This window comes from Streptomyces sp. NBC_01446 (assembly GCF_026340095.1).
Classification (GTDB): domain Bacteria; phylum Actinomycetota; class Actinomycetes; order Streptomycetales; family Streptomycetaceae; genus Streptomyces; species Streptomyces aureus.
In genome coordinates, this window is record NZ_JAPEPO010000003.1 from 482075 (window position 1) to 506672 (window position 24598).

The following is a 24598-nucleotide window of genomic DNA, read 5'->3' on the forward strand; positions in this document are numbered from 1 at the left end:
CGCACACATGCTCCGCTCCTCCCGTTGCCCGACGCGCCCCGCCCACCGCCCTGTACCGCGCGATGGTCCGCCTCAGCCGCCCCGGCACGACCTGACCTGACCTGACCTGCGGCTGCACGCTCCGCGCACGCGGCGAGGACGCGGAAGATCATGTACCCCCAGTGGTCGTGCCGCGATGGAGCACGCCACGGCACGACCTGGATTCGGGGAACAGGCGGCCGGGAGGCCGGTGGGGTGTCAGCGACTGAAGACCAGCTCGGCCTGGTCGCGGCGAGTGGTGTGCAGCTCCCAGTAGACCGGGGAGATCTCCTCAGGCTCGGCGGTCGGGAAGCCGGGGACGACCGACATTCCGATCGACACGTCGATGCCGACATGGGCAGCCTGGACGCCGGTTCCGTCCAGCTCCTTGTGCAGGTTGATCGCCCAGTTGCGCAGCGCCGCCGCGGCAGCGTTGACGTTGGCGACCTGCGGCACCGGGTCGATGGAGCCAGCGCCGGTGGTGTACAGCAGGGTGCCCGCACCGGCCTCCCGCATCGCGGGCAGCACCGCGCGAGTGGCGGCGATCGCTCCGTAGAGCTGGAACTCCATCTCGTGCTGCACATGCGAGGGGTCGGTCGCGCTCGGGGTGGTCAGGACGGTCGAGTCGAAGCCGCCGACCGGGGAGTACTCCAGGACGTCGATGCCGCCGAAGTGGGCGGCTGCATCCTTGAGCGCCTGGGTGAGCGCGTCGCGGTCGAGGACGTCGGCGGGGAACGCGGCGGCGGTGATGCCTTCGGCGGTCAGTTCGCCGACCAGGTCGTCGAGCCTGGCGCGGTTGCGGGCGATCAGCGCGACGTCGTAGCCGTGGGTGGCGAACGTGCGCGCAATGGCGAGACCGAGCTGGGGGCCGGCGCCGACGATGGCGATGGTGGGCATGAGGGGGCCTTTCCTGGAGATAGAGATGGATAGGGCTATCCGTTTTTGATCCGGAAAGCCCTATCCGGTTATCGATCGAGCGTAACACGGGAATCGGATAGGGCTTTCCGGTTTGCTAGCCTGATCGGCATGAACCCCCGAGACCAGCACGCCAACCGCACCGGTACCGGCAGCACCGCCGACTCCGCAGCCCAGCCAAAGCGCAGCGACGCGGAGCGCAACCGGGGACGGATCATCGCCGCCGCGCGCGCAGTGTTCGGTCGCGACGGACTGAACGCATCGATGGCCTCGGTCGCGCGGGAGGCGGAGGTAGGGATCGCCACCCTCTTCCGCCACTTCCCCACCAAGGAGGAGCTGGTCGTCGCGGTCTTCTCCGACCGCATGGAGGCATACGCGCAGGCCACCGCCGAGGCCCTGGCCGACCCTGACCCGTGGCACGGCTTCACCGGCTACATCCAGGAAGTCTGTGCGATGCAGGCCGCCGACCGCGGCTTCGCCGACATCCTGACCATGAGCTTCCCCGGCGCCCAGGCCCTGGAAGCACTCCGCGCCCAGGCGTACCAGGGCTTCCTCGAACTCATCGGCCGCGCCAAGGACAGCGGGCAGCTGCGCGAGGACTTCACCAGCCGGGATCTCGTCCTGCTGCTGATGGCCAACGCCGGCATCCTCAGCGCCACCGGCGACGCCGCCCCGGACGCCTGGCGCCGCCTCGTGGCATGGATGATCCAGTCCTTCCAGGCCCCCGCCCGCGGCCCGCTCCCGGACCCGCCGGAGGACGCCGCGCTGTACGAGGCCATGCGCCGCGCCAGCCACGGCGTCACCTCCCCCGAGACCGGGAAGCGGCGCTGAGCGACCGACCCGTGGCCCGACGACGGCCGCGGCGTACGGGTGCCGATCAGCGCCTCGGAGCACACTCGCGATCGGGGCCCCGAACAGCGGCCGGGCGCAGCGAGATGACGGTGCCCTGTGTCGCCCCGGGCTCCGTCGATGTTTCCTTCTCCTGGGTGAGAACGGCACTGGCCAAGGTCAATAACGCCGGTACTGGGGTGTGTTCGTCCAACGGTCGATTGTCGATCGCCCGGTCAGGCGTCGGATGCACAGGCGGGCGAAGATGATTCGGCGTCACTGATGTGGGTGGCGAGGTTGGTTTCGAGGCGTTCGAGGACGTCGAGGGTCTCGCTGAGTTCGGCGCCGGTGAGATCGCCAGCCACGTAGTCTGGCGGCACGGCATGAGCTGCGCTCCTAGCCGCTGGTTGCGGCACTGCCGCGGATGCGTCGGGCTCATTGCCCCGCGTGCCCGGGAGTGGCGGCGGGCGAGGGGATGGGCGAGCGGGTCAGACCTTGGACGCATGCCGATCGCTTCGCCGGGGCTGGACGTCACCCCGGTTGCGCCCTGGCCGTGCGGGCCGCAGGCTGCCGCCATGGACTACAGCCCGGAAGCAGGTATGCGGCCCATTCTGGTGACCGGTGCCGCGGGCAGCGTCGGGGCCGTCGGCAGGACCGTGGTCCAAGGTCTACGGCGCCGGGGCCTCCGGGTCCGTGCTCTGGTGCGCCTGGATGACGACCGTGCCAAGGCGCTGCGCGCGACGGGTGCCGAAGTCGTGGTCGGAGATCTGACGCGTGCCCGTGATGTCGCCGACGCCCTCGACGGCTGCGGTCGGATGTATTTCGGCATGGCCGTGTCGGATCAGTATCTGCTGGCCGCCGTGACCACAGCGACGGTCGCGCGCGCCTACGGAAGGCTGGAGGCGTTCGTGAACATGTCGCAGCTGACCGTCTCCGAGATGGACGCCACCAGCGGCTCCGAGTCGCATCAGCATCGTCAGCAGTGGCTGGTCGAGCAGGTTCTCGACTGGTCAGGCCTGCCCGTGGTCCAGGTCAGGCCCACCGTCTTCATGGAGAACCCGCTCTTCCAGACCGTGTTTTCCTCGATCGCCAAGGACGGCACCATCAGGTGGCCCTTCGGCAAGGCGAAAACCTCCCCGATCGCGGCCGGTGACGTTGCCGCGGTCGTCGAGGAGATTCTGGCCGATCCGGCCGGGCACATCGGCCGGACCTATGAGCTGACGGGTCCCCGATCACAGGACATCGCCGCTTTGGCCACGGAGATTTCCGATGCTTTGCACCGCAAGGTCGGCTACACCGACGTCCCGTTGCAGGAATGGCTCGACAACGATCTCGGGGCGCTGGGGCTGCCGGACCATGTCCTCCAGCACATCTCCACCATGGCTCGCCTACACGTGGCCGGCCGCTATGACCGCCAGGCAGACGGCATGGCAGAGGTCGCCGGGCGGCCCGCTGCAGGAGTCGCCGATTTCGTCCGCAAGAACCCCGAGCTGTTCACTCAGTCAGCTTGACCCGGCCCTACAGGACCGGGCTTGGAGGTAGTGCCCGGCTGGCTGCTGGGTTGGCTCCTCCGTCCAGACACCCGCTATGGGGTGGCAGGGACGCGTGACTCACGCCCCGCAGTCCACACAGCAGCGCCACGTGCGGCGATCAGCACCTCCCACACGCCGGGGGAACCTCATACCCGGGTAGCGCGGCGCAGCTCGATGTGGAAGCGGGGCCGCTGGAAGATGTGGCTCACCACGGGCCGTTGGTCTGGTGTACGGGGCACGGCGGGGGTGGGGCACCGAGATCGTCTACCTCTGCAGCCCTCGGGGCTGCTCGACCTGGGCGGGGAGGTCTCAGATTCCCAGGGCACCCGCGAGGATCACGCATACGACACCCCCCACTGCGCAGAAGTCAGCTATCCAAGAGGTCGTGAACTTCTTCTCCACCAGGCCCTGTTGTGTGCTCGTGCGCCTTGTCTTTACCCGCTTCTCGATGCGGTCAGCGGCGCGCTCCGTGGATCCCACGACGTAGTCGGTGATCGACCCGCCGAATGCAGTGGAGCAGATCTCGTCCCCTGTCCATGTGACCAGGTTCAGCGTTCCTCCATTGCCGCCCCGTACCTCCCCGATCGCTGTGTACGGCACTTGGTAAGTGATCAACGGGTTGACCACCGTCACGCCGGACGAGCCCAGCACGATGCGTGAGCCAAAAAGACGTCGGCAGAACGCGATGGTGAAGAAACAAGCGGCCACGCCCGACGCCGGCCCACCGTCGGGGATGTAGGTGAGACTGATGATCAGGCCGACCGCCACCAAGCCGAAACCCACCGTCGTCACCCACGACAGAACCCTGGAGGAGGTCCTGCGCAGAACCTCCTTCCTCTGGCGCGTCGGCACGGTGCGCTTCCCTTCCCAACCACAGTGCTCACCACGGAACCCGGCCCTCGGGCAGTACTCCTGCTCCTCAATGGCGGCTTGGGCAGTGCCACCGCGAAGTCCTGACCGTCCCGGCAATACCGGGCGTCGGCAGAGTATTCCAGCCGCCACTGACAACGACGTCTGTTCACCGCGGACCGGCAAGCGCACGACGCCGGCGTGGTGGATAACCGCTCCGCACATCAAGTAGCCAACAGCTTGGCAAAGAAGTCAGTGAGGAGAGGCCGGGCCACTTCGTGCTTTTCCAACTCTGAGACCGCGTTGGAGATCTGACCCGCCCAGGCCGTGTCGACACGGCTGCCGTGCTGAACGTTGACCGAGGGCTCGGGAGGTCACAAGTCAGCTGAAGCCAAGCTCGGTGAAGGCACAACCCCCGCGTTCGACATAGGGCAATGCCTGCCGGGATACGAGCCTCGGGGTCTGCCGGAAGTACTGACGGAAGCCGGAGGACCGGAACTTCAACTCGAACGCGTGGCCTTCGATGTGCCAGAGCGGGCAGTGCGAAAAGTTCGGGCGGGCATCGTCCGGCACCAGCCGGTGCACTCTGTCGACCTCCAAGTCCAGAGCCAGACCCTTGAAGTCGAGGTCGCCCTGAAGGTCGAAGACGTCTTCGAAGACGAGGGTCGCCGGAGAGACCCAGAACGAAAAGTGTGTTGCGGGCGGGACCGGGTGAACCCAGCGGACGATGTAGTCGAGGTCAAGGAGAAGACGCGGCAGGATGTCATTGGTCGGCTGCACGGACAAGCCGTGGATGGTGGCGTCATGCCACCCCATCGACTCGAAGTCCGCGTCGCTCCAGGTGCTCTTGAAGAGACCTGATTCCTCGTGTCTACCGTTGCCCATATCCGAATCCAACCAGACCAATTCGCGCGCTGATCCGCCCATGGCACGCGACTTCGACGATGAAGCGATCCGCCGAAAGTGGGCCGCAGAAGACCTGATCAACGCCCGGAAGCGGGACGCCAAGGAACGGACCTACGTGGTGACCATCAACCTCGTCATCGACGCGCAGGAGAAGCTTGCCCAGCGCAGACGGCTGGACCGTATCTGGCGCGCCGGGTGGGCTGGTGAGCTGTCTGTTCCTTTTCCTCAGCGGCCGTCGCACGGGTCGTCGTCTGCAGATACCGGCTTGGTGTCGGCCGCCAGACAGGAGGAGTACACCCGCGGCTGCGTGGGCTGCGGCTTCGGTTCCGACGTGGCGCCCACGGCAATGATCGCCCCGACACCGACGAAGGTCAGCGCTGCCATCGCGGCGAGCCAGGTACCCCGGCTCACTGATCGCCACGGAAGTGGTTGCGGAGATCGTCACGGCAGTCGTCCTCGGCGCCGACCTGAACTCGCGAGAAGACCAGCACTCCGTCTCCCTTGCCTTCCTGCTTGGCCTTGGCCAGGTGCGTCTCGATGTCCGCGATGCGCTCGGCGCACTCGGCACTGACGGACTTCTCAGGCTGCGGGTCCGGTGCCGAAGAGGCGTTCAGATTGGCGGTGGCGGCGAGGCCGGCCGCGCACAGCACCGCCCACGCGGCAACCCACGCGCGGCGGCTCATCCGTATCAGCTTAGGCATCCAGGCATCCTACGAGTGCCGCGGCGGGCTGTCGCCGAATCGCGGCTTCCTCATCGACAAGACCAACGACGGAGCCAGTTGGCATCGCCGACAAGGGCGATGGTCTCCGACCGATCACGCGACAGCTTTGGCCGGCTGCCGTTCAGCCGTGACCGCTCGCCACTCGCCACTCGCCACTCGCCACTCGCCGAAGTCAGCGCCGGCAGTGTCGTCTCCACGTTCCGTCCGCAGCTCGGGGCGTCTCATGGGCAAAACATCAAGGCCATCTCCCAAGTGCTACCACTCCCGCACGTGACGGCCTCCGACGAACTCAAAGATCTCGGGCACACAATTCGCCCCGACAGATCATGAGCCGCCTGCCTCACCTACGGCCGACAACTACGGCCTGCCCGTCTGAACCGCAGGGGGCCGGCCGCCGCGCAGACCTGGCCCGCACCCCCCTGTACGGGACCCACCTGACCGCCTGGCAGGTCCCCCGGACGCCACGCAGTCACCGCCTGCAGCCGCAACGCGGACACCGTGACGCTGCGCCGCCCACGGCCGCCCAGCGAGTACGGTTCGAGCAGGCCCGGTGCTGCACCCCCGTCGGCACCGGGCCGCCTGCGCCCGTCGAGGCCGCGCGCCCTGCCGGTTCTCGTCGACGCTCCGGGATGGCGCCGAGCCGCTCCCCTGCGCCGCCCGCAACCCGGGCTAAGGCGACCGGTACATACAGACCGTGACCGTTGTGTCCCGGCGGAGATCGACCCCGACCTGGTAGCGCACCGACCGTCCGCCCAGACCTGCCGGCTCGACCAGCCCGGCCGCGACGACGCGTTCGACCAGCCGAGTGGGGTTGGTTGGTGCCGCTCTCGCACACCAGGAGCTGTCCGAGCCCGTTGAGGCTCAAGATGCCGTGCGTCTGCAGCTAGCGTCGCAGCACCTCGGCCTGCGACCGGGTGATGCTGTGGGGTGTGAGGGCCTGGGTCAGCAGCCGGTTGCCTTCGCCTCGATCACGAAGCTCTTGGGAGTGTCCCGCGCCGGAAGTTCCTGGGTAGTTCCGGCTGGGGCTCGAAGGGCCAACACGCGCGGTCGGCGTCAGTGAGGCGATGGTGTGGGTGTTGAGGTTGTCCATCACCAGCACCACGGCCTCGGCGTCGGGGTAATCCACGCTCAGCAGCTGTTTGATCTGGCCGGCCCAGTCGATCCGGGTCCGCTGGGACAGTGCCTGAACTCGACGCCACCCGCGCAGGGGTTCGACCCACACGAAGATTGAGCACGTTCCGCAGCGGCCTTCGAACCAGAAGAGGCCTTCGCGCTGGCCCAACGCCTCGAGATCCACCACACGCCCAAACACGGGTCATGGCTCAACATCGCCGAGATCGAACTCTCCGCGCTGACCCGGCAATGTCTCGACCGCCGGATCAACGACCTCGACATCCTCAACACCGAACTCACAGCCTGGCAGAACGCCACCAACGCCGACCAACGTCAGGTGGACTGGCAGTTCACCACCCACGACGCACGCATCAAACTACGTCACCTTTATCCCAAAAATTAGCTACGACGGTCTACTAGGGCGGCTCCCTGACGTAGGACTGCCGCATAAGCGCGGGCTTCGTCAGCCTGTTGTGCGCACTCCGGGCGCCCGTCCTCGACGGCGATACGTTCCAGCAACGCCGCCTTGCGTTCGATGACGGCCGCGCCTTTGCCTGCTTCAACCTCGAGAGGGCGCGGAGGCTGTACCGGACATCGTCGGCGAGGACATGCTGCGGCCGGGCGGTCGGGTCCTCGATCGGAATACCGCCCGCCGCGGGGCAGATTCGCCCGCCATGCGGCCTCCAGCGATGTCCTCGGATGGTCTCCATCCCCGGCTATCCGCGGGCGGAGATGCCACCGGAACCGACGCTGACATCGCTCGCGCCTGATCCGACGTTGATGCCACCGGTGCCGGCACTGCTGGTGTTGCCTGCCCCCACGCCGGCAGAGCCGCCGGAGATGCTCACATGACTGGGGCCGACCGCGTTGGGCTGTGCGGGGACCGTGTGCACGGAGACCCGTGTCGGCCCGGTCCGTACCGACACCTGCGGCGACGTGGTCGGTGTGGTGACGCGTGGCGCCGTGATGGTGACGCGCATCGGTGTCTTCGGCAGGATGACGTGGACGCGGTTGTTGTCGACGTTGAACCGGTGGGCTCGGCGGAATTCGACGTGCTTGACGAAGTGGTGCCGGAAGAAGAAGTCGTTGTGCCGGCGGACGTCACACCGCACGATCTTGCGGATGACGATGACTCGGCCGTGGTCCTTCTTCACGATGATGACGACCGTCCGGTGGCCGAAGCGGCAGAATTCGTGACCCCGCTCGACGACCACGATCACCCGGTGCCCCTTGGGGGCCGGGGCGGCGGCGGCCGGACCGGCCAGGGCAACACCGGCGGTACCGGCGATGGCGCTCGCCACCACGACGGCGGCACCACGACGAAGGATGGGGGCGCTCATGGTTGCGGCCCTCCTTAGTTGAACATCGCTGCAGAGGAATAGGTGTAGCGGAACATGAGACGAAATAGCCGCGTGCTCACCTCAGCCGTCTCGTTACCGAGGGGATTTTCGTCCCACCGCGCGGCCTTGTGCGGATCGTTCGGCCACTCACCCCACCGTGCAGGGGACTTGGACCGTATCCCGTAATGGGTTTGTCTATGGATATACGCCGCTGCCTCGAAATAAGTTCATGATTTATCCGAAGGAGAAGTGAAGTCGGCCCGGCTTCATGGCTGATCATGAACCGTTTGCCAGCCCCCGTCGCGTATACCTCACTTGACTCCTCCCCCTTGTAAACGAGGGGGATTCCTAGCTCACGTCGCCTGTCCCCCGGCGGGGGTGCAGGTCTTACACGATCAGCACTAGCCGGGTTGAAGACCAGCCCGGACCAGCATCACACGGGCGGAGTTCTTGTCTCTCGGCGAGACGGCTCCGCATGCGGTGCAGGCATACGTTCGCATCGAAAGAGGTAGTGCGTGCTTGGTTCTCGCTCCGCACTGCGCGCAGTCCATCGTGGTGTGCGCGGGGTGTACCAGATGGATGGTCCGGCCGTGCTTCCTGGCCATCTCGACAAGCGCCGCCTTGGTGGCGCCGATCGCGGCATCTGCTGCTTTCCTGGCCATGGTCGACTTCGCAAGGAACTTCGGCTTGAAGTCCTCGATGGCCAAGGCGTCGTGGTCACGGACGACCTTCTTGGCCCACTTGCGGCCCGTGTCCTGCCGCTGGGCCGCGACCTTGCGGTGCAGTTTCGCCCTCTGCCTGTCGCTTTGCCTCGCGGTATCCCTTCGATCCGGCCTGTCCCTTCGCAGGGCGGCGCCGGGCCATCATCCGCTGATAGCGGGCAAGTTTCTGCGCGGCGCTCCGCCCGTGCTGGCAATGCGGAAGGTCGTGGTCGTCGGACGTGGTGGTCGCGGTCTCCTTCACGCCCCAGTCGATTCCGATCACGCGACCGGTCGCGGGCAGCTTCTCGGCCTGTGCGGGGACAACGAACGACGCCCACCAGTGCCCCACCGCATCGCGGTACACGCGCACCGACGAGGGCGGCCCGGGCAGCACGCGCGACCACACCGGCCGCACCACGATCTGGCCGGCCAGATGCAGACGGCCGTCCTTGAGACGGAACCCCCGCTTGGTGTACTCGAGGGTGGGCAGCGCTTCCCGCTTCTTCTTGTACCTCGGCATCCCGGCCCGCTGCCGCACCGGCAACCGCGCCTTGATGTCCTTGAGGGCCTTCGCACGCGACTTACCGAAGTCGCGTATCAGCTGCTGCTGAGGAACACAGGCACCATCGGCCAGCCACGGCGTACGCGATCGGGCCTCGGTCAGCATCGCCGCAAGCTGGACCGGCCCACACGTCGCCTTCTCGCCACTCGCCCGGTTGTGCACGTGGACGGCCTTGGACTTGGCGACGCACTCATTCCACACCCAACGCGCCCGGTCCCACTCAGCTTCAAGCGCAGTGCGGGCCGACACCGACACACGCACACGGTAGGTGTACCGGCAATAGCCGGCCCCCTGCGTGGTCGCATCTGTCGTCATGCATCGGAACCTACCTGGAAGGACTGACAGTTGAGCCCCATTGCTCTGTGCGGTCTCCCTCGCCAGCGGTTTCGATGTACGCCGATCCGCCCTGGCGGCGAATCCGCTTTCCCAGCCCCGCTCACGCGGGAGCTCCATTTCCTCCCCCGGCCAAAGCCCGGGGTATCCACGAAGGAGAAACGATGAAGCCGGCTCGTCGGCCCGGGCTGACGCCCAGCGGCCCCAGCCCAACAGTTCCCGTCGGCGTCTACGTCCCCATCCGAGTCCCACCCGCAGGCGCACCTGCGCGGCGTTGGTCTGCCGTCGGCGGTTCCTGGTCAGGAGATCTGATGTCTTCCTGTTCCGCCGCCGCAACGCCGACAAGGGTTGCCGTCTGCTGCGCGCTACTCAGCGCCGTGGTCCACCTCGTCATCGCCCCCGAACACCTTGCGGAGACGTTGTACATAGGAATCCTGTTCATTGCCGGCGGCGTGGCCCTGCTCCTCACCGCCGGCGCCCTGGCGCTACGGAACTCCGTAACGGCATGGTGGGCCGGCGCTGGTCAGCGCTGGCATGATCCTTGGCTTCGCCCTCTCGCGCACCATCGGGCTGCCCGGCTACCACGAACAGGGCTGGGACCACCCGTACGGAGTCTTGTCGATCATCGCTGAAGGCGTGTACCTGGTCGCCTTCTTCGCCTGGTACGGCACTCGGTCGGCGCACGCACCCTCCGCCCCGTTGCGCAGGAAGGTGCCCGCGGGCAGATGACCGGGCAGATGACAGCGCCGCAGGAACCGAAGGGTGATGTCCGCCTGCGCCGCCAGGGGAGGGACCGCCTCGGCCCGTGGATGCGGCGGCGGGATCGGGAGAGAATGTGAGGGTGATCTTCCGTGGCCGCCTGGCAATCCGTCAGCCGGGGCGGACCGTATATCCAGGTATGCAGAGGTTTCGGTTCCCGGTCGGCCGCCTCCCGGACGAGGCTCTGCTGTCCGGGCTGGCAACGGGCGACCCCGAGCTCGCCGCCACCTTCGTGCGGCGGTTCCAGCACACCGTCTTCGGCGTCGCCATCGCAGTCCTCGGCGATCCACAGCTCGCCGAGGACGTCTCCCAGCAGACGTTCGAGCGGGCGTGGCGGCACGCGCAGATCTACGACTCCCGCCGTGGATCGGTGACGACATGGCTGACGGCCATCGCGCACAACCTCGCCATCGACGTCGCCCGAGCGCGCCGACCGGTGCCCGTGGCCCCTGAAGACCTCGACACGCTCCTCGACGTCGTGACCGACACCGCTACGCCTGAGCAGCTGGCCCTGGCCGACGAGGCATCGGCGGCCCTGCGTTCCGCCGTGGCGCGGCTGCCGCGCGAACAGGGCCGGGCTCTGGTGATGGCGGGCATCTACGGGATGACGGGCCAGCAGATCGCCGATGTGGAGCAGATCCCGCTGGGCACGGCCAAGACACGGATCAGGACCGCCATGGGAAAGCTGCGGTCCACGCTCGTGTCTCCGAAGCGAGGCGACCATGGGTAATGACGTGACCTGCGAACAGCTGCGGGAGATCGGCGCCGAGCTGGCTCTGGGCGTCCTCCCGGGCCGCCAGCGGGCCGGGGCAGTGGAGCATCTGGACCGCTGCGCGGACTGCCGGGAGTACATCGAGCAGCTGACCCTCGTCGGCGACGGTCTGCTCGGTCTGCTGCCGGGCAGCGAGCCGCCGGCCGGGTTCGAAACCCGGGTGGCGCGGCGGCTGCACCAGGCGGCGGCACATGACGACCGCAGCCGCCTGCACGGCCGGGGGCTCCTCCCTCGCAAGGGGTTCCGCAGCCGTGCCCGAATGCGGCTCGCGGCCGCGGCGGCCGCGCTCGCGCTGGCCTTCGGGTTCGGCGGCTGGACCGTCGGCACGGTTCTTTCGAATGAGGCGGCCGCTCCTTCCCGTCCCGCCGAGGTCGGCGCCGGAATGCTGCATGCGCAGTTGACCACGGTAGGGCACGGCCGGGGGCCGGTCGGCGAGATCTACCTCCACCGCGGGCCGCCGACCTGGGTCTACATGTCCGTTGACCTCGCGGACGCCGGCAACATGTACGGCGGGAAGATCTCCTGCGTGTTGGTACACAAGGACGGCAGCACCGTACGCGTCGGTACCTTCACCCTGCACCACGGCTACGGCTACTGGGGAGCCCCGGCCTCCGTGAACCCGACCACGCTCTCCGGCGCCCGCCTGACCTCCGCCGACGGCACGGTGCTCGCCACCGCACACTTCGGGGCAGGGTAGCCCTGACTGTCGGTGTCCTGCTCAACACCGCCGACACCGCCGCTGCATCCACCACAGAACGCCGGTGACGACCGCGCCGCCCGCGGTCGTGGGGATCCCGCGCATGAGGCCGACGCCGGCGGTGCGGACAAGGGAACGCATCCAGCCGGGCCTGAGTGACGGTTTCTCGGACTGGCCCGTAGGGTCGGCTGTAGTAGCGGCAGGTGACGCCCCCGCTCACATGTCCGGCAGAACGAGGAAGACTTCAGAGAAGGTGAGGCCGTGCCGGTCGGTCACCAGCCCGCACGGACAGCCCAGGGTTACCTGATGCCAGTCACAGGCCACTGTCCAAGGGCCGTCCGCATTCGCACACTTGGAGCAGCGAACAGTGTCTGCCGTCCACACGTCGTGGGCCGGTCTCTCGTAGTGCCGGAGTCGGCCCGCGTACTGGACCTGCCAGGGAACGGCTGCGGGCGTGCGCGAGCTGGTCCCTGACGAACGCGGGGCCGCCAGTGCGGCGAACAGCGCGATCAAGTCGGGTAGGAGGGCTTCGCCCGCCTCGGTCGGCGGAACCGGCAAGCCGTCCGCCGTGTCCTGGGGAATCGGGTAGCGCGGAGCCGCAGCGGCCGGCGGATTCGGGGCGGCGAACCACGGCAGGAGGGCGCGAGCGACAGCGGCCAGAAGGGCGGCGGCCGGCGGACTGACTGCACCTGCGTCGAGGTGGTGAACTGCGGTGCGCCAGATCCGCTGGAGCCGCCGGTCTCGATCCATGGCCCGCGCCCGTGCACTGCCGGCCCCGCGGGTGGGAAGCGGGGCGTTGAGGCGGGCAAGGACCTTGGCCGCCGCGTCGGTGTCCTCCGCGCCGGGGCGCCATTCCCCTGCAGCCAGCAACTGTCGGGCTCGGATCGACTCGCGGGTCAGCGCACGGACCAGCAGTCGTTGGGCACTGGCGATCGTCACTGGAATGCCCTGCCTCCCCGACACTGCGCCCCGCCCCCTTCATTGCGTCCCCGCCCTCGTCGCGAGTGCCCGCGCCCTGAACCGCGGACATCACATCACACGATCGCGCAGGCGCCGACGCGCACGCGGTGGCCTCAAGCCGGCCTGATCACTGTTCGGCACCGCTGACCCGGCCCGCCAACTCGAATGCACAGCACGACAAGTCCCATGCCCATCCGCCGTCTGCGGTGCTCAGTCACACACCGGTGACTTAAGTGCACGTTCAGGTGGTGGGACACAGGGTGTGGTCGATGAGGTTGCGCAGTGCGTCTTCCTGACGGGCCGCGATCTGCGGGTCTGCGGAGCGGCTGTGCGCGGAGACGGTGACGGTGCGCTGGCCGTCCATGGTTGTCGCTGTCCGGATGACATACCCGAAGCCGCTTCCGCCATGGCCGAGGTAGCCGCCTCCGCAGGGCAGGGGCGTGAAGAAGAGGCCCAGGCCGTCCCGGGTGCCTTCCGGATGACCGCTGTCCTGCGGCACCGGCACAGTGTTCCGCATGGCAGCGAACTCGGCGGGCTTAAGCAGCCGTCCACTTGCCAGTGCAGAGAAGAAGCGGTTGAGGTCGCGGGCCGTGCCAGTCATTGAGCCGTCGGCCCCGCTGTCGAAGGGACGATAGGGGATCGTGGTGTCGACCATCGGGCCGTCCACGGTGAACTGCTGATAGTTGGCCGTGTGCGGATACGGAAGGAAGGGCCACGTGCCGGGAGTGCCGGTGTGCTGCAGGCCGAGCGGGCGCAGAATGCGGTCGTGGACCTGCTGTTCCCAGGTGCGGCCTGTGATCTTCTCAATGATCATTCCGGCGAGCACGTAATTCGTGTTGGAGTACGCCCAGCGGGTGCCTGCCGGGAAGGCGGGTTCATGGCGCATGGCCAGGTCCACCAGCTCTTCGGGCTTGTAGGCACGCCACCGGTTGGCGAAGTACGTCTGGGGACTGAGGTCGGGGAAAACGTCGTGGATGTAGTCGGACAGGCCGCTGGTGTGCTGCAGCAGGTCGCGGAGGGTGATGGTCCGGCCGTCGTTTCGGGCTCCGGAAACGACCCCAGGCAGCAGCTGTTCCACCGTCTGGTCCAGGGAGATTCGTCTTTCGCCCACCAGCTGCAGCATGACAGTGGCGACGAACGTCTTGGTGGTACTGCCCAGACGCAGGTAGCCGTCGTTCGGAACCGGGCGGCGAGTGAGCAGGTCCCCCACCCCGGAGCGGGCTGTGACCGTCCCACGCGGGGTTTCCAGGCGGACCGCTACCCCGGTGACCCCGGTATCCCGCACTGCGTCCGCGTCACGTTCGACAGACCAAGCGGGGCCGGATGGCTGTGGCGCGGCCGAAGCCGCATTGGACGGCAGAGGTGACAAAGCCAGCGCCAGCACCGCAGCTGATAACCACAAACGACGAAAGATCATGACCCGAGGCTAGGAACAGCAAGGACCACCGACCATCCGGCATACGCCCCATCTCGAACGGGTGCCAGCCGGATGGACATCACGCCGGGCGATGGCCCGCGCATCCGCCGGCCCGTTCAGCGGGGATGAGGAGTGGTACAAGGCGGCAGGGATCATGGTCGAGGTGATCTGGCACGCAGGTGAGGCCGCCACCAGCCCTGCAGCTCCGCCGCAACACCAGTCGCCCGAACCCTGCGAGCTGGGGTCGTCGTCTCGTTTCCCGGATTCGCCATGCCCAGCGGGGCGACAGGACCGACCTCCTTCCCCGCCCTACTTGGCGAACCGCAGCTCACGGCATTAGGGCATCGCCAAGTTCACGGGGACAGGGCACCCGGCAAGCGTCGGCCCACTGACACGGGGGGAGGCAGCGGGCCGACGACTGCCCGGCATGTCAGTGCACGGTGCGGGGCCGTCCCGCGCGAGCGGTGGTTCTCTGAGGAGGCGGCGCCGGGTATGCGGGCGTCAGGTGGCGGTGGGCCAGGTCCGTAGCAACGCGGCAATCTTCCCCGCAGTGCAGGCGGGATCGAGGAGCAGGTCCTTGAGGGCGATGGCGTCCTCGCGGGCGGGCTTGACGGGAATTCCGGCCGCGTCGAGGTACATGACACCGGTGGCGGCGGCGACGGCCAGGTTGGAGCGCTCCAGCCAGCGGCACCGGCCCAGGCTGTGTACCAGGGCGGCTGCTTTGGCGTACGGGCCGTCGTAGACCGGCTGCTCGAACAGCTCGGCCCGATGACGGGCGACTGCCGAGACCGGAACGCCGTAGTCGTCGGGGGCCGGATCGTCGGCTCCGGCGGCCTCGGCGACCTGCAGGATCCAGGGAACGTCGATGTGCAGTTCCATCAGGCCGCGCGCGCTCCCCGGGCTGTCCGCTGAGCTTGTTCGGCCTCGTCGAAGACCCCTTGGTGGTCGGCCAGGAAGCGAGCAGCCGCATCCACCGCACGGGCACGCAGGCCACTGGCATCGTCCTGCACCAGCTTGGCGAGGTAGTCGCCCACACTCAGTCCCAGGTCTGCGGCACGCTTCTTCGCGAGTTCCGCGACGTCCCCATCCACCCGCGCACCCAACTGTGTCTTCGCCATACCGCGATGGTAACAGCTGTTACCGCCCTGAGGGCTCCAGCCGCAGGAGTGGTGGCCCCGGCCGTCCATGGCCCCGGCCGTCCAGCCCCCGCCAAGGAGGGCGACTGGGCGCGCATGCCGGGCACCAGCGGATGGCCGACATCAGTGGTCTTGCCGGATCTCTACAGAGTGCTGACGGGAAGGTGGACGGCGCACTGCTGGAACGGGCACAGGCCGTCCACCGGGTTTCCATGGCCGACTACCTCACGCAGCGCGGTGAACTCGCAGCCGGGGCCGGACAGCTGGCCAGCCTCTGTCGTGAACCCACCCCGCAGGGGCAGTTCAACCGCGCTGGGCAGCAGTTGCTGCTCGTCCTCGGCACGGAGCTGGTTCACCGCCGCACTCCCCTGTGTCCCTGAGTGACCCCGAGGCGGCTGCGCGTGCGGCGAGGACGGACGCGATGCCAGCGGGCCGCCTCCTTTGCTGCCTCAGGCCCGAATGGTGTCCTGCGGCGGTGTTTCCTGGAAGAAGGAGCGCAGGGGCTCGTCAGTGGCGCGTTCGCGGCTGGTGCCGTCGGCTGCGGCATCGAGACGAGAATGCGGAGTCTTCAGTGTCGTAAGGGGTGAGGACGAGCCCCCGGATCAACGCGCCCGGAGCGATCCAACCGCGTCGAAGATCATTTCGTTGGGACTTCTCAGCGGGCCAGGCGCGCGGGAAGGGCCTGCTCGGTGATGCAGGGCGCCTGGGCCACCTCTTGCTCCGTCACGACGAGGACCCCGCCAACGCCCTGGATGTGTCGGGGCGGTGAAGGCCGGCTCAGCTGCCGCCCACCGGCAGCTTGAAGCCGCCAGCATGCGACGCCGACTCCGGAGTGCGCCTGCGGCGGCCTCGGGCTTCCGGTCGCGCGTGAAACCGGCTGGGACGACAAGGCCCCTGGGCGCCCTGGTGATCTCCGCGGGCGCCCCGGAAATGGGTCACCCCGGCGACGCCCCGCCGCTGCCGGCTCGGGATGCCGCCACGACCGGGGACTTCGCCGGGCCCGAGCGCTCTCGAGACCCAGCGCCCTCGATACGCGCGATTCGATCGCCCGGACACTTGATACGAGCGTTGTAGTCAGGCATTGTGCTTGAAACAGGCGCCGGGGCGGCTGTTTGAGTAGGAGTGAGAGGTGCTTATGGACGACATCGATCGGGCCATCCTGCGGGAGCTACAGGTCGACGGCCGGATTCCCTATGCAGATCTGGGACCGAAGGTGGGATTGTCGCCCTCGGCTGCGAGGCTCCGACTGCAGCGAATGGTCGACGCCAAGGCCGTCCAGGTCGTCGGGGTGACCGATCCGATGACGATGGGCCAGCAGGCGATGGCGCTCCTGGGTCTGCGTGTCGACGGTGATCCCCGGGCGGTGGCCGATGAGCTGTCCCGGCATGAGGAGGTCGTGTACACGGTCCTGACGTCCGGCGGCTTCGATCTGTTCGCGGAGGTCGTGTGCGCTCAGCCCCGTGATCTTCTGGACTTCATCAATGATGTCGTGCGGCCCGTCGAGGGTGTCGCATCCGTGGAGAACTTCCCCTACTTCGCGATCCACACCCACCGTTTCCTGTGGCACGTCGACTGAGGGCACCAGAGCGTCCCAGCCCAGCCCGCCCGTACGAGCCGAGGAACTCTGCATGTCGCACGACGAACACCGCACCATCGACTTCTTCGCCGAGGACGCCCTTCCCGCACCGCGGGTGACGCCGGCCGACGCCGAGCGCATCGCTGCTCAGCACCTTGGGTTCGACGCACACGCACAAGCGCTGGGAAGCCAGCAGGACGCCAACTTCCTGCTGCGCGAGGGAAGCGGGGCGGACCTGGCCGTTCTGAAGATCGCCAACCCCGCTTTCGGCGCTGTGGAGATCGAAGCCCAGGACGCTGCCGCTGACCTGGTCTCCTCGGCGCACCCGGAACTGCGCGTCGCCACCGTCCTGCGGCGTCCTGACGGTTCCCCGCGTCGTACGGCGGTGGACACCGAGAGCGGGCCGGCCGTCGCAAGACTGCTGCGGCATCTGCCCGGCGGGACGTTCTCGGGACCCCGGCACCTCTCCCCCAGCACCGTGGCGGCCATGGGCACGATCGTCGGAAAAGTCAGCACCGCGCTGCGGGACTTCCGGCACCCGGGCCTCGATCGTGTACTCCAATGGGACCTGCGGTACGCCGACCGTGTCGTCGCCAAGCTCGCCGGGCACATCGGCGAGCCCGAGCGGCGCGCCGCCGTCCGCGCCGCGACCGCCGAAGCCTGGGCACGCGTCCAGCAGGTTGCCGACGTACTGCCGTCCCAGGCCGTGCATCTGGACCTCACCGACGACAATCTGATCCGTACGCCCGGCAGTCGGCCTCCCATGCCGGACGGCGTCATCGACTTCGGTGACGTGACCACCAGCTGGGCGGTCGGCGAACTCGCCGTGTCGCTCTCCTCGATGCTCCACCACGACGGGGTCGAACCTCACCACGTACTGCCGGCCATCCGCGCCTTCCACACCGTCCGGCCGCTCTCCCCGAAGGAGGCGGAGGCGTTGTGGCCGCTCGTGGTCCTGCGCGCCGCCGGCCTGGTCGTCAGCGGGCGTCACCAGGCTGCCGTCGACGGGGACAACGCCTATGCCAAGGCGGCGCTCGACCGCGAGTGGCGCATATTCGAGCAGGCCACCTGTCTGCCCCTTCCGGTGATGATCCACCTCGTCAAGGACGCGACCGGCCTGGCGGGCGTACCCGCTGGGGCCGATTCGCCGCCGCAGCCGCTTCTCCGGGACCTCGCCGCCGCCGACATCGTCCTCGTCGACCTGTCCACCGACGCCGATGCCATGGACGACGGAGCCTGGGTCGACTCCGGCACCGAAGCCCGGCTGGTGACCACCGCGCTCGCCGGCGGCGCGGCCGCAGTCGCCACACGGTATGCCCAGGCGCGACTCACCCAGGCCCCGGCACTGTCAGCCGTTTCCGCGGCCACAGTGCCCACCGGTATCGACCTGTGGCTCGGTCGGGCCACCGTGGCACAGGCTCCCGCTGCGGGGGAGGTCCTCGTGGCGGACCGGGGCCAGGTCGAGATCGCCCACGGCTCACGGGTGCTGACCCTGTCCTTCCCGCCTACGGTTCGACCTCTCCTCGCTGTCGGCGCATCGGTCCAGGCGCGTGAGGACATCGCGCACCTCCCCGCTGGAGTCTCGATCCACGTCGCGCTGCGTGCCGCTTCCGGACCCGTGGTCCCTCCGCTGGTACGTCCCGAGTACGCCGCAGGCTGGCTGCCGCTCACCGCCGACCCCGCACCGCTCCTCGGTCTCGCGGCGGCCACCGGTCTCGCTGAGGGGACGGACCTGCTCGACCGGCGCGACGCCGTGTTCGCGACCGTGCAGGAGCACTACTACGCCAACCCTCCCCGTATCGAGCGTGGTTGGCGCCATCATCTCGTGTCCACCGACGGCCGCGCGTACCTCGACATCGTCAACAACGTCACCCCCTTGGGCCACGCCCATCCTCGCGTCGAGCGGGCGGTCTCCCGGCAGCTGCGACGGGTCAACACCAACTCTCGGTTCCACTACGCCTCGGTGGTGAAGTTCACCGAACGCCTCGCCGGCCTCCTTCCCGAACCTCTGGACACGGTGTTCCTGGTCAACTCCGGTTCCGAGGCGGTGGATCTGGGCCTCCGGCTGGCCATCGGCGCCTCCGGACAGCACGATGTCGTCGCACTGCGCGAGGCATACCACGGCTGGACGTACGCTTCCGACGCGGTCTCCACCTCGCTCCAGGACAACCCGAACGCCCTGGCCACCCGCCCCAGCTGGGTCCACACCGTGGACTCGCCCAACTCTTACCGCGGTCGGCACCGCGGCGTCGACGCCATGCGCTACGGGCCCGAAGCCGCCGCGGTCATCGACGAGCTGGCCGCTGCGGGCCGCCCGGCAGGAGCGTTCATCGGCGAGACCTTCTACGGCAACGCCGGAGGAGTCGCCCTTCCCGACGGCTACCTCGCCCAGGTGTACGCGGCGGTGCGCCGTCACGGCGGCCTCGCCGTCGCCGACGAGGTCCAAGTCGGTTACGGCCGCCTGGGGAACTGGTTCTGGGGCTTCGAGCAGCAGGAGGTCATCCCTGACATCGTGTGTGTGGCCAAGGCGATGGGCAACGGGCACCCCCTCGGTGCCGTCATCACCTCCAAGACGGTCGCTGATCGCTACCGCGAGCAGGGCTACTTCTTCTCCTCCACTGGCGGCAGCCCGGTCTCCAGCATCGTCGGCCTCACCGTCCTGGACACCCTGCGCGACGAGGACCTGCAGGGCAACGCGGTCCGCGTCGGCGGCCATCTGAAGCGCCGGATGGAGGCACTGGCCGACCGCTACGGCATCATCGGCGCCGTCCACGGCTCGGGCCTCTACCTCGGCCTCGAACTCGTCAGGGACCGCATCACCCTGGAACCGGCCACCGAGGAGACCGCCGAGCTCTGCGACCGCATGCTCGACCTCGGCGTCATCGTCCAGCCCACCGGAGACCATCTCAACATCCTCAAGATCAAGCCGCCGCTGTGCATCGACACCACCGCCGCGGACTTCTTCGCCGACATGCTCGACCTGGCCCTCACCCAACTCGGCCACGGCCACACCTGGTGACACCGGGGCGGCGCTTCGCGATTCGGCGCCGAGGTGAAGCTCGCTCTGCCGGCCGGCGACCGCACCGCCCTCGAACTCGTACACCGCAAACCGCTGCCTTCTCGGCCCGCGCCAACCGCACCGTCGACGGCACGCCTGCCTCCGACAGCCGACATGCAGATCCGACCTTGCGATCCCTGAAGAAGAGAGAAGACGATGGACACGATCGTCGTCGGCGCGGGAATCGCCGGCATCACCGCAGCTCGTCTGCTTCACGCCGCAGGACAACGTGTGGTCGTGCTTGAGGCGCGGGACCGTGTCGGTGGGCGGATCTGGACGGACCGCACGGCAGGGTTCTCCGTCGACCGCGGCGCCTCATGGATCCATGGCCTCACCGGCAACCCCCTCACGGAACTTGTCGCCGCGCTCGAGATGGACACACACGAGTTCACGGTCGGGAGCTTCCAGGCCGGCGGACGGCCCATCGCCGACTACGACGAATCGCGGCGCCTGCTGGACGACGCCGCGACACGGCAGTGGACCATCGACGTCGACACGGCAGATGACCTGTTCCAGCTGACCGTCGCGGCGTCCGGCCACGACGAGAGCTATGCCACCGCGGCCGAACGCGCCCTCGCCGCGACCGGCTGGGAACCCGAACGCGCCGAACGGGTCCGCGCGTTCTATCGGCATCGCACGGAGGAACAATGCGGCGCAGAGATCGAACAGGTGGCCGCTCACGCCCTCGATGAGGACACCATCGAAGGGGACGAAGTGATCTTCCCGGGTGGCTACGACGCGCTTCCCCGGGCACTCGCGGAAGGCCTCGACGTGCGTTTGGGCATGACCGTGACCGCCATCACCAGGTCGGCCACAGGGGTACGAGTCGACACGGAGGACGAGTCTTTCGACGCCGCCCACGTGATCGTCACAGTGCCGTTGGGCGTGCTCAAAGCAGGGGCGATCGAGTTCACACCCGCTCTGCCCGAAGCCGTTGCGGGACCGATCGCTCGACTCGGAATGGGCGTGTTCAACAAGGTCTTCCTTCAGTTCGCAGACCGGTTCTGGCAGGACGACGTCTACGCGATCCGGCAGCACGGCCGGGCCGGCGTCCCCTGGCATTCCTGGTACGACGTCTCCGTCGTCAGCGGCAAGCCGATGCTGCTGACCTTCGCCGGCGGTGCTTGGGGGCGGGAGATCGAGCAGAAGACCGATGAAGAGGTGGTCTCGTCGGTACTCAGGTCCCTCCGCGAGATCTACGGCGACTCCGTCCCCGAGCCCGTGGCGCACTGGATCACACGCTGGGGCGTCGACCCTCTCGCCCTCGGCTCATACTCCTACGTCGCCGTCGGCTCCTCGCACGACGATCACGATGCGATGGCAGGACCCGTGGACGGCGTTCTCCACTTCGCGGGAGAAGCAACCTGCGGACACGAACCAGCCACCGTCCACGGCGCGCTCCACTCAGGGCATCGCGCGGCCGAGCGGATCCTCGGTGCTCCGATCTCCCCGGCCGAGCTCACACGGGGCGTGACCCGTCGTCAACGGTCAGCTGATCGCTGGCCGGAGTGAGGTGCCGGGCACCCCTTCCGAGGGAGGGCAATACGGCCGACCGCGTATTGCTGCAGGTCGGCGAAGTCGCGGCCGCAGGATCGGGGACATGAACCGAGTTCCTGACGAAGGAATGGTCCTCGTCCCCGGCGGATCCCTGCTCACCAAGACTCCCGAGGAGGGGCGTGCGCTGGCCCTGACCCTGGCCCGCCACACCATCCACAACATCCACAACATCCAGCCTGACCTGGACGTTCTGAAGGGTGGCAGGCCGAACTGCTCCACCACGCCCGGCAGCCTCACCGCCGCGGCGCATGTGGTCGCCATCGAGTTCCAGACGATCGCTGCAGCCAACAACTACTGGCGGTCCTGACAGCCGGAACACTGAGGGAGACGAGCTCGCCGACATCGTGGTGTGGCGCAGACGCAGTGCCCGCGGACCTGTGGGCTGTCGCAGGACGGTCGCCGTCAGCGGCCGGGGATGGGGAGGTCACCCTCGATGTACTGGGCGCGGCCGTCGGCGAAGGACCAGTCCTCGGGGCCGTTCTCGAAGTAGCTGACGAACAGGTCCTTGCCGTCGACTCCGGCTTCGGCGAGCTGCTGGGCGAGCGTGCGGTACGCGAGCTGCTTGTCCTCGGTGCTGCGGCCGCGCTGGGAGAAGATGTGGACGATGACCGTGCCGGAGGTGCGCTCAAAGCCCAGACCGGCGTCCAGGGCGATGATCTCGTCGGGGTCGTGCTGGGTGACGATCTGGAAGCGGTCCCGCTCGGACCGCGGCGGCCGCGGCGGCGCGGACGCTGTCGAGGCTGACCGGGCGTTCGCGGAACTTGCCCGGGACGCGGGCGGCGCCGGCGTGCAGGATGGTCGCGTCGATACGGGGGGTGCGGCGGGCGATCTCGGTGACGGTGCGGAGAGAGGCGTTGTCGCCGCTGATGTAGACGCTGGGCAGTCCGTCTCCGGCGAGGACGAAGCCGACGACCTGGCAGTTGACCTCGCCCTCCGCGTCCCGTTCGCCGTCCTCGGGGCCGTGGACGGCCGGCACGGCGGTGACGGTCAGCTCACCGCCGTCCGGGCGGGTGAGCGTGTGGGTGTCCCAGGCGGCCAGCCCCTTGGCGGGGGCGCCGAGCCGGTCGGCGCCGCCCGTGGTGGTGAGCAACAGCGGGGCAGCCAGCGCGAAGGCGCGGCCAAAGTCGTCGAAGTTGTCGGCGTGGCTGTCGTGGCTGACCAGGGAGGGTCCACTCGCGGGCGTCCTGCCAGCGCAGAGCGTCGGCCATGGCCTGCGGGGGCTCGCTGTAGCGGTCCTCCCGCCCACCGCCTTCGGCTTCCTGGCGGGCGTGGACGGCGACGCGCTGCTCGTCGTAGAGGTGCACGGTGCGCACACCGCCACGCACCAGGGCCACGTCGATGCCCTGGCGGTCGAGGGCGTCCAACGGATCGTCGCAGCGCACCAGCTCGACCTGTGCCCCGCTGTCCCGCTCGAAACGGGCGATGGCGCGCTGGGCCCACGGATCGGGCAGCAGCCAGCTGAAACCGAGCTTGAAGGTCAACTCATAACGGGCCGCGGCCAGGGTCCGCTCCACGTGAACGAGGAAGTCGGCGCCGGTGTCGGTGAGTTGGACGCCACGAGAAGAGCGCTCCAGCAGTCGCACCGCCAGGCTCGCCTCCAGCTGGGCCACGGTGCGGCTCAGGGCCGGCTGTGTGATCAGCAGCTCCTCCGCGGCCTGGGTGAACGAGCGGCGCCGAGCCACCGCGGCGAACGCCCGCAGGTGCCGCAGCTCGATACCGGATGCGCTTGTCGGGCTGGGCGCGGTCACCGTCGCCTCGCTCTATGCCTGGGGGACATGAATGCAGCGTAACCGGCATTTCCGGCCAGTGTGCATGCGGCCTAGCGTCGCACAGGAAGCTCGCTCACGAGAGAGACCGCACACAGAAGGTGATCATGAGACAGGTGCTCACGCTGCCCGACCCCACCCGCACCGGTTCGCGGGCTGGCTCCCCGTGGCCGACCGTGCTGCGTGGCGCGGCGGGCCTGGCCGCCGCGATGGGGGTGGGCCGGTTCGCGTACGCGCCGATCATGCATGCCCAAGCAGGGATGCCGGACAGCCTGGGGGCCTCGCTGGCCACCGCCAACTACCTCGGCTACCTGGCTGGCGCCCTGCTCGGCATCACCGCCCCCGCACTGCTCTGCTCGACAGTCGCCTTCCGTAGCGGGCTGCTGGTCCTGGCCGCTTCCCTGGCGCTGATGCCGCTGACCCACGACGGCGGTGCCTGGTGGGCGCTGCGGCTGGCGGCGGGCGCGGCCAGCCGCAGCGCCCTGGTGTTCATGATCGCGACGAGCGCCCTGGTGGCGGGGCTCGCCGCGCACGCCGAGCACATGACCGGCTGGGCCTTCGGCGGGGTCGGCGCGGGCATCGCCCTGTCCGGCCTGATGGTGGTCGCGATGCAGGAGGTCGGGTCCTGGCGGGCGGCCTGGCTCGCCTGCGCCGCGCTCACCGTGCTGCTGGCCGCCGCCGCCTGGCGCCTCGTGCCACGACGAGCAGGCGCCGCGGACCCCGCCGCCACGGCTCCGGCCCAACGGCCGTGCACCCGGCGCTGGTTCACCGCCCTGCTCGCCAGCTACCTCCTGGAGGGCATGGGCTACATCATCGCCGGGACCTTCCTGGTCGCCGCCCTCCAAGAGGGCGCGCCCGGCTGGATCGACAGCGGCGCCTGGATCGTCGTCGGCCTGGCCCTTCGCCCCCAACCCCGTCCCCGTCCCCGGTACCGCTCGTGTCCTTCACCTTCGGGCTCGCCCGCCCGGACACGGGCAGCGTCGTGGCCCAGAGCGTCACCACGCCCAGCGAAGCCCTGGCCGCCGCAGAGATCGGCGCGGGCCTGCTGATCGTCCAGGGCCCCGCCGCCGACGGCCGCTCC

At 68.7% G+C, this 24598-nt stretch carries 25 protein-coding genes and 3 pseudogenes; 11 read left to right on the plus strand and 17 right to left on the minus strand.

What is annotated here, in order from left to right; translation table 11 throughout:
• Positions 1-237: 237 nt before the first annotated feature.
• Positions 238-915 (minus strand): SDR family oxidoreductase, encoded by a 678-nt coding sequence (locus OG456_RS46660; protein ID WP_266571177.1) that lies wholly within the window; start codon positions 913-915, stop codon positions 238-240.
• 129 nt (positions 916-1044) lie between these two features.
• Here OG456_RS46660 and OG456_RS46665 point away from each other — a divergent pair, with 129 nt between their 5' ends.
• Positions 1045-1764 (plus strand): TetR/AcrR family transcriptional regulator, encoded by a 720-nt coding sequence (locus OG456_RS46665; RefSeq protein WP_266571178.1) that lies wholly within the window; start codon positions 1045-1047, stop codon positions 1762-1764.
• A 233-nt stretch (positions 1765-1997) separates the two neighbouring features.
• On the opposite strand, the gene OG456_RS46670 is transcribed toward OG456_RS46665, so the two are convergent.
• The gene (locus OG456_RS46670; RefSeq protein ID WP_266571179.1) at positions 1998-2141 is read right to left on the minus strand and encodes a hypothetical protein; all 144 of its coding nucleotides are present in this window, start codon (positions 2139-2141) and stop codon (positions 1998-2000) included.
• A gap of 123 nt (positions 2142-2264) precedes the next feature.
• Here OG456_RS46670 and OG456_RS46675 point away from each other — a divergent pair, with 123 nt between their 5' ends.
• A complete protein-coding gene (locus OG456_RS46675) occupies positions 2265-3272 on the plus strand; it encodes an NAD(P)H-binding protein (protein WP_266571180.1) in 1008 nt (335 codons plus the stop codon).
• Positions 3273-3602: 330 nt separating this feature from the next.
• Here OG456_RS46675 and OG456_RS46680 read toward each other — a convergent pair whose 3' ends face one another.
• The 5 genes and pseudogenes from OG456_RS46680 to OG456_RS46700 form a co-directional block, all read right to left on the minus strand.
• Positions 3603-4085: a hypothetical protein gene (locus OG456_RS46680; protein ID WP_266571181.1), complete on the minus strand. Its 483-nt coding sequence runs from the start codon at positions 4083-4085 to the stop codon at positions 3603-3605.
• A 438-nt stretch (positions 4086-4523) separates the two neighbouring features.
• Positions 4524-5150 (minus strand): hypothetical protein, encoded by a 627-nt coding sequence (locus tag OG456_RS46685; protein WP_266571182.1) that lies wholly within the window; start codon positions 5148-5150, stop codon positions 4524-4526.
• Positions 5151-5273: 123 nt separating this feature from the next.
• Positions 5274-5459 carry a hypothetical protein gene (locus tag OG456_RS46690; RefSeq protein ID WP_266571183.1) on the minus strand — a complete coding sequence of 62 codons (186 nt, stop codon included), beginning with the start codon at positions 5457-5459 and terminating at the stop codon, positions 5274-5276.
• Entirely contained in the window at positions 5456-5749 is a 294-nt protein-coding gene (locus OG456_RS46695) for a hypothetical protein (RefSeq protein ID WP_266571184.1), read from the minus strand. Before OG456_RS46695 ends, OG456_RS46690 begins: the two co-directional genes overlap by 4 nt.
• A 1075-nt stretch (positions 5750-6824) precedes the next feature.
• Positions 6825-7001: pseudogene (locus OG456_RS46700) on the minus strand (IS630 family transposase); the annotation flags it as partial.
• A 15-nt stretch (positions 7002-7016) separates the two neighbouring features.
• Between OG456_RS46700 and OG456_RS46705 the strand changes: the two are divergent.
• Positions 7017-7286 (plus strand): annotated as a pseudogene (locus tag OG456_RS46705) (IS630 family transposase); the annotation flags it as partial.
• 313 nt (positions 7287-7599) lie between these two features.
• Here OG456_RS46705 and OG456_RS46710 read toward each other — a convergent pair.
• Positions 7600-8223, minus strand: coding sequence for a hypothetical protein (locus tag OG456_RS46710; protein ID WP_266571185.1), 624 nt, complete (start codon positions 8221-8223; stop codon positions 7600-7602).
• 391 nt (positions 8224-8614) lie between these two features.
• A pseudogene (locus tag OG456_RS46715) lies at positions 8615-9801 on the minus strand (RNA-guided endonuclease InsQ/TnpB family protein); the annotation flags it as partial.
• 552 nt (positions 9802-10353) lie between these two features.
• Here OG456_RS46715 and OG456_RS46720 point away from each other — a divergent pair.
• From OG456_RS46720 to OG456_RS46730, 3 genes are all read left to right on the plus strand, one after another.
• Complete coding sequence (locus tag OG456_RS46720; RefSeq protein WP_266571186.1) at positions 10354-10548, plus strand: hypothetical protein; 195 nt, start codon at positions 10354-10356, stop codon at positions 10546-10548.
• 169 nt (positions 10549-10717) lie between these two features.
• Complete coding sequence (locus OG456_RS46725) at positions 10718-11308, plus strand: RNA polymerase sigma factor (RefSeq protein WP_266571187.1); 591 nt, start codon at positions 10718-10720, stop codon at positions 11306-11308.
• Positions 11301-12047: a hypothetical protein gene (locus tag OG456_RS46730; RefSeq protein ID WP_266571188.1), complete on the plus strand. Its 747-nt coding sequence runs from the start codon at positions 11301-11303 to the stop codon at positions 12045-12047. Before OG456_RS46725 ends, OG456_RS46730 begins: the two co-directional genes overlap by 8 nt.
• Positions 12048-12263: 216 nt before the next feature.
• Here the strand turns inward: OG456_RS46730 and OG456_RS46735 are convergent, their stop codons facing one another.
• The 5 genes from OG456_RS46735 to OG456_RS46755 all read right to left on the minus strand — a co-directional run bounded on the left by OG456_RS46735 (position 12264) and on the right by OG456_RS46755 (position 15916).
• Positions 12264-12986: a hypothetical protein gene (locus OG456_RS46735; RefSeq protein WP_266571189.1), complete on the minus strand. Its 723-nt coding sequence runs from the start codon at positions 12984-12986 to the stop codon at positions 12264-12266.
• 262 nt (positions 12987-13248) lie between these two features.
• Positions 13249-14424 carry a serine hydrolase gene (locus OG456_RS46740; RefSeq protein ID WP_266571190.1) on the minus strand — a complete coding sequence of 392 codons (1176 nt, stop codon included), beginning with the start codon at positions 14422-14424 and terminating at the stop codon, positions 13249-13251.
• A gap of 501 nt (positions 14425-14925) precedes the next feature.
• Positions 14926-15303 carry a fic family toxin-antitoxin system, toxin component gene (locus OG456_RS46745; protein WP_266571191.1) on the minus strand — a complete coding sequence of 126 codons (378 nt, stop codon included), beginning with the start codon at positions 15301-15303 and terminating at the stop codon, positions 14926-14928.
• Positions 15303-15542 carry a hypothetical protein gene (locus OG456_RS46750; protein ID WP_266571192.1) on the minus strand — a complete coding sequence of 80 codons (240 nt, stop codon included), beginning with the start codon at positions 15540-15542 and terminating at the stop codon, positions 15303-15305. The genes OG456_RS46745 and OG456_RS46750 overlap by 1 nt, the downstream gene beginning before the upstream one ends.
• A gap of 161 nt (positions 15543-15703) precedes the next feature.
• The gene (locus OG456_RS46755; protein ID WP_266571193.1) at positions 15704-15916 is read right to left on the minus strand and encodes a hypothetical protein; all 213 of its coding nucleotides are present in this window, start codon (positions 15914-15916) and stop codon (positions 15704-15706) included.
• Between the two features lie 779 nt (positions 15917-16695).
• Between OG456_RS46755 and OG456_RS46765 the strand changes: the two genes are divergently transcribed.
• From OG456_RS46765 to OG456_RS46780, 4 genes are all read left to right on the plus strand, one after another.
• On the plus strand, positions 16696-17136 hold the full coding sequence (locus tag OG456_RS46765) for an Lrp/AsnC family transcriptional regulator (RefSeq protein ID WP_323136470.1): 441 nt from the start codon (positions 16696-16698) through the stop codon (positions 17134-17136).
• 52 nt (positions 17137-17188) lie between these two features.
• The gene (locus tag OG456_RS46770; protein WP_266571194.1) at positions 17189-20155 is read left to right on the plus strand and encodes an aminotransferase; all 2967 of its coding nucleotides are present in this window, start codon (positions 17189-17191) and stop codon (positions 20153-20155) included.
• 195 nt (positions 20156-20350) lie between these two features.
• Positions 20351-21706 (plus strand): NAD(P)/FAD-dependent oxidoreductase, encoded by a 1356-nt coding sequence (locus tag OG456_RS46775; protein ID WP_266571195.1) that lies wholly within the window; start codon positions 20351-20353, stop codon positions 21704-21706.
• Between the two features lie 88 nt (positions 21707-21794).
• Positions 21795-22058, plus strand: a complete 264-nt coding sequence (locus OG456_RS46780) for a hexameric tyrosine-coordinated heme protein (RefSeq protein WP_266571196.1) — start codon at positions 21795-21797, stop codon at positions 22056-22058.
• Between the two features lie 95 nt (positions 22059-22153).
• Here the strand turns inward: OG456_RS46780 and OG456_RS46785 are convergent, their stop codons facing one another.
• From OG456_RS46785 to OG456_RS50715, 3 genes are read right to left on the minus strand one after another with little or no spacing between them, the layout of a single operon-like run.
• Complete coding sequence (locus OG456_RS46785) at positions 22154-22435, minus strand: tautomerase family protein (protein WP_323136493.1); 282 nt, start codon at positions 22433-22435, stop codon at positions 22154-22156.
• Positions 22377-22841 carry a hypothetical protein gene (locus OG456_RS46790; protein WP_323136471.1) on the minus strand — a complete coding sequence of 155 codons (465 nt, stop codon included), beginning with the start codon at positions 22839-22841 and terminating at the stop codon, positions 22377-22379. Before OG456_RS46790 ends, OG456_RS46785 begins: the two co-directional genes overlap by 59 nt.
• Entirely contained in the window at positions 22744-23499 is a 756-nt protein-coding gene (locus OG456_RS50715; RefSeq protein ID WP_323136472.1) for a LysR family transcriptional regulator, read from the minus strand. Before OG456_RS50715 ends, OG456_RS46790 begins: the two co-directional genes overlap by 98 nt.
• Before the next feature lie 125 nt (positions 23500-23624).
• Between OG456_RS50715 and OG456_RS46800 the strand changes: the two genes are divergently transcribed.
• Positions 23625-24566: a YbfB/YjiJ family MFS transporter gene (locus OG456_RS46800; RefSeq protein WP_266571197.1), complete on the plus strand. Its 942-nt coding sequence runs from the start codon at positions 23625-23627 to the stop codon at positions 24564-24566.
• Positions 24567-24598 lie beyond the last annotated feature (32 nt).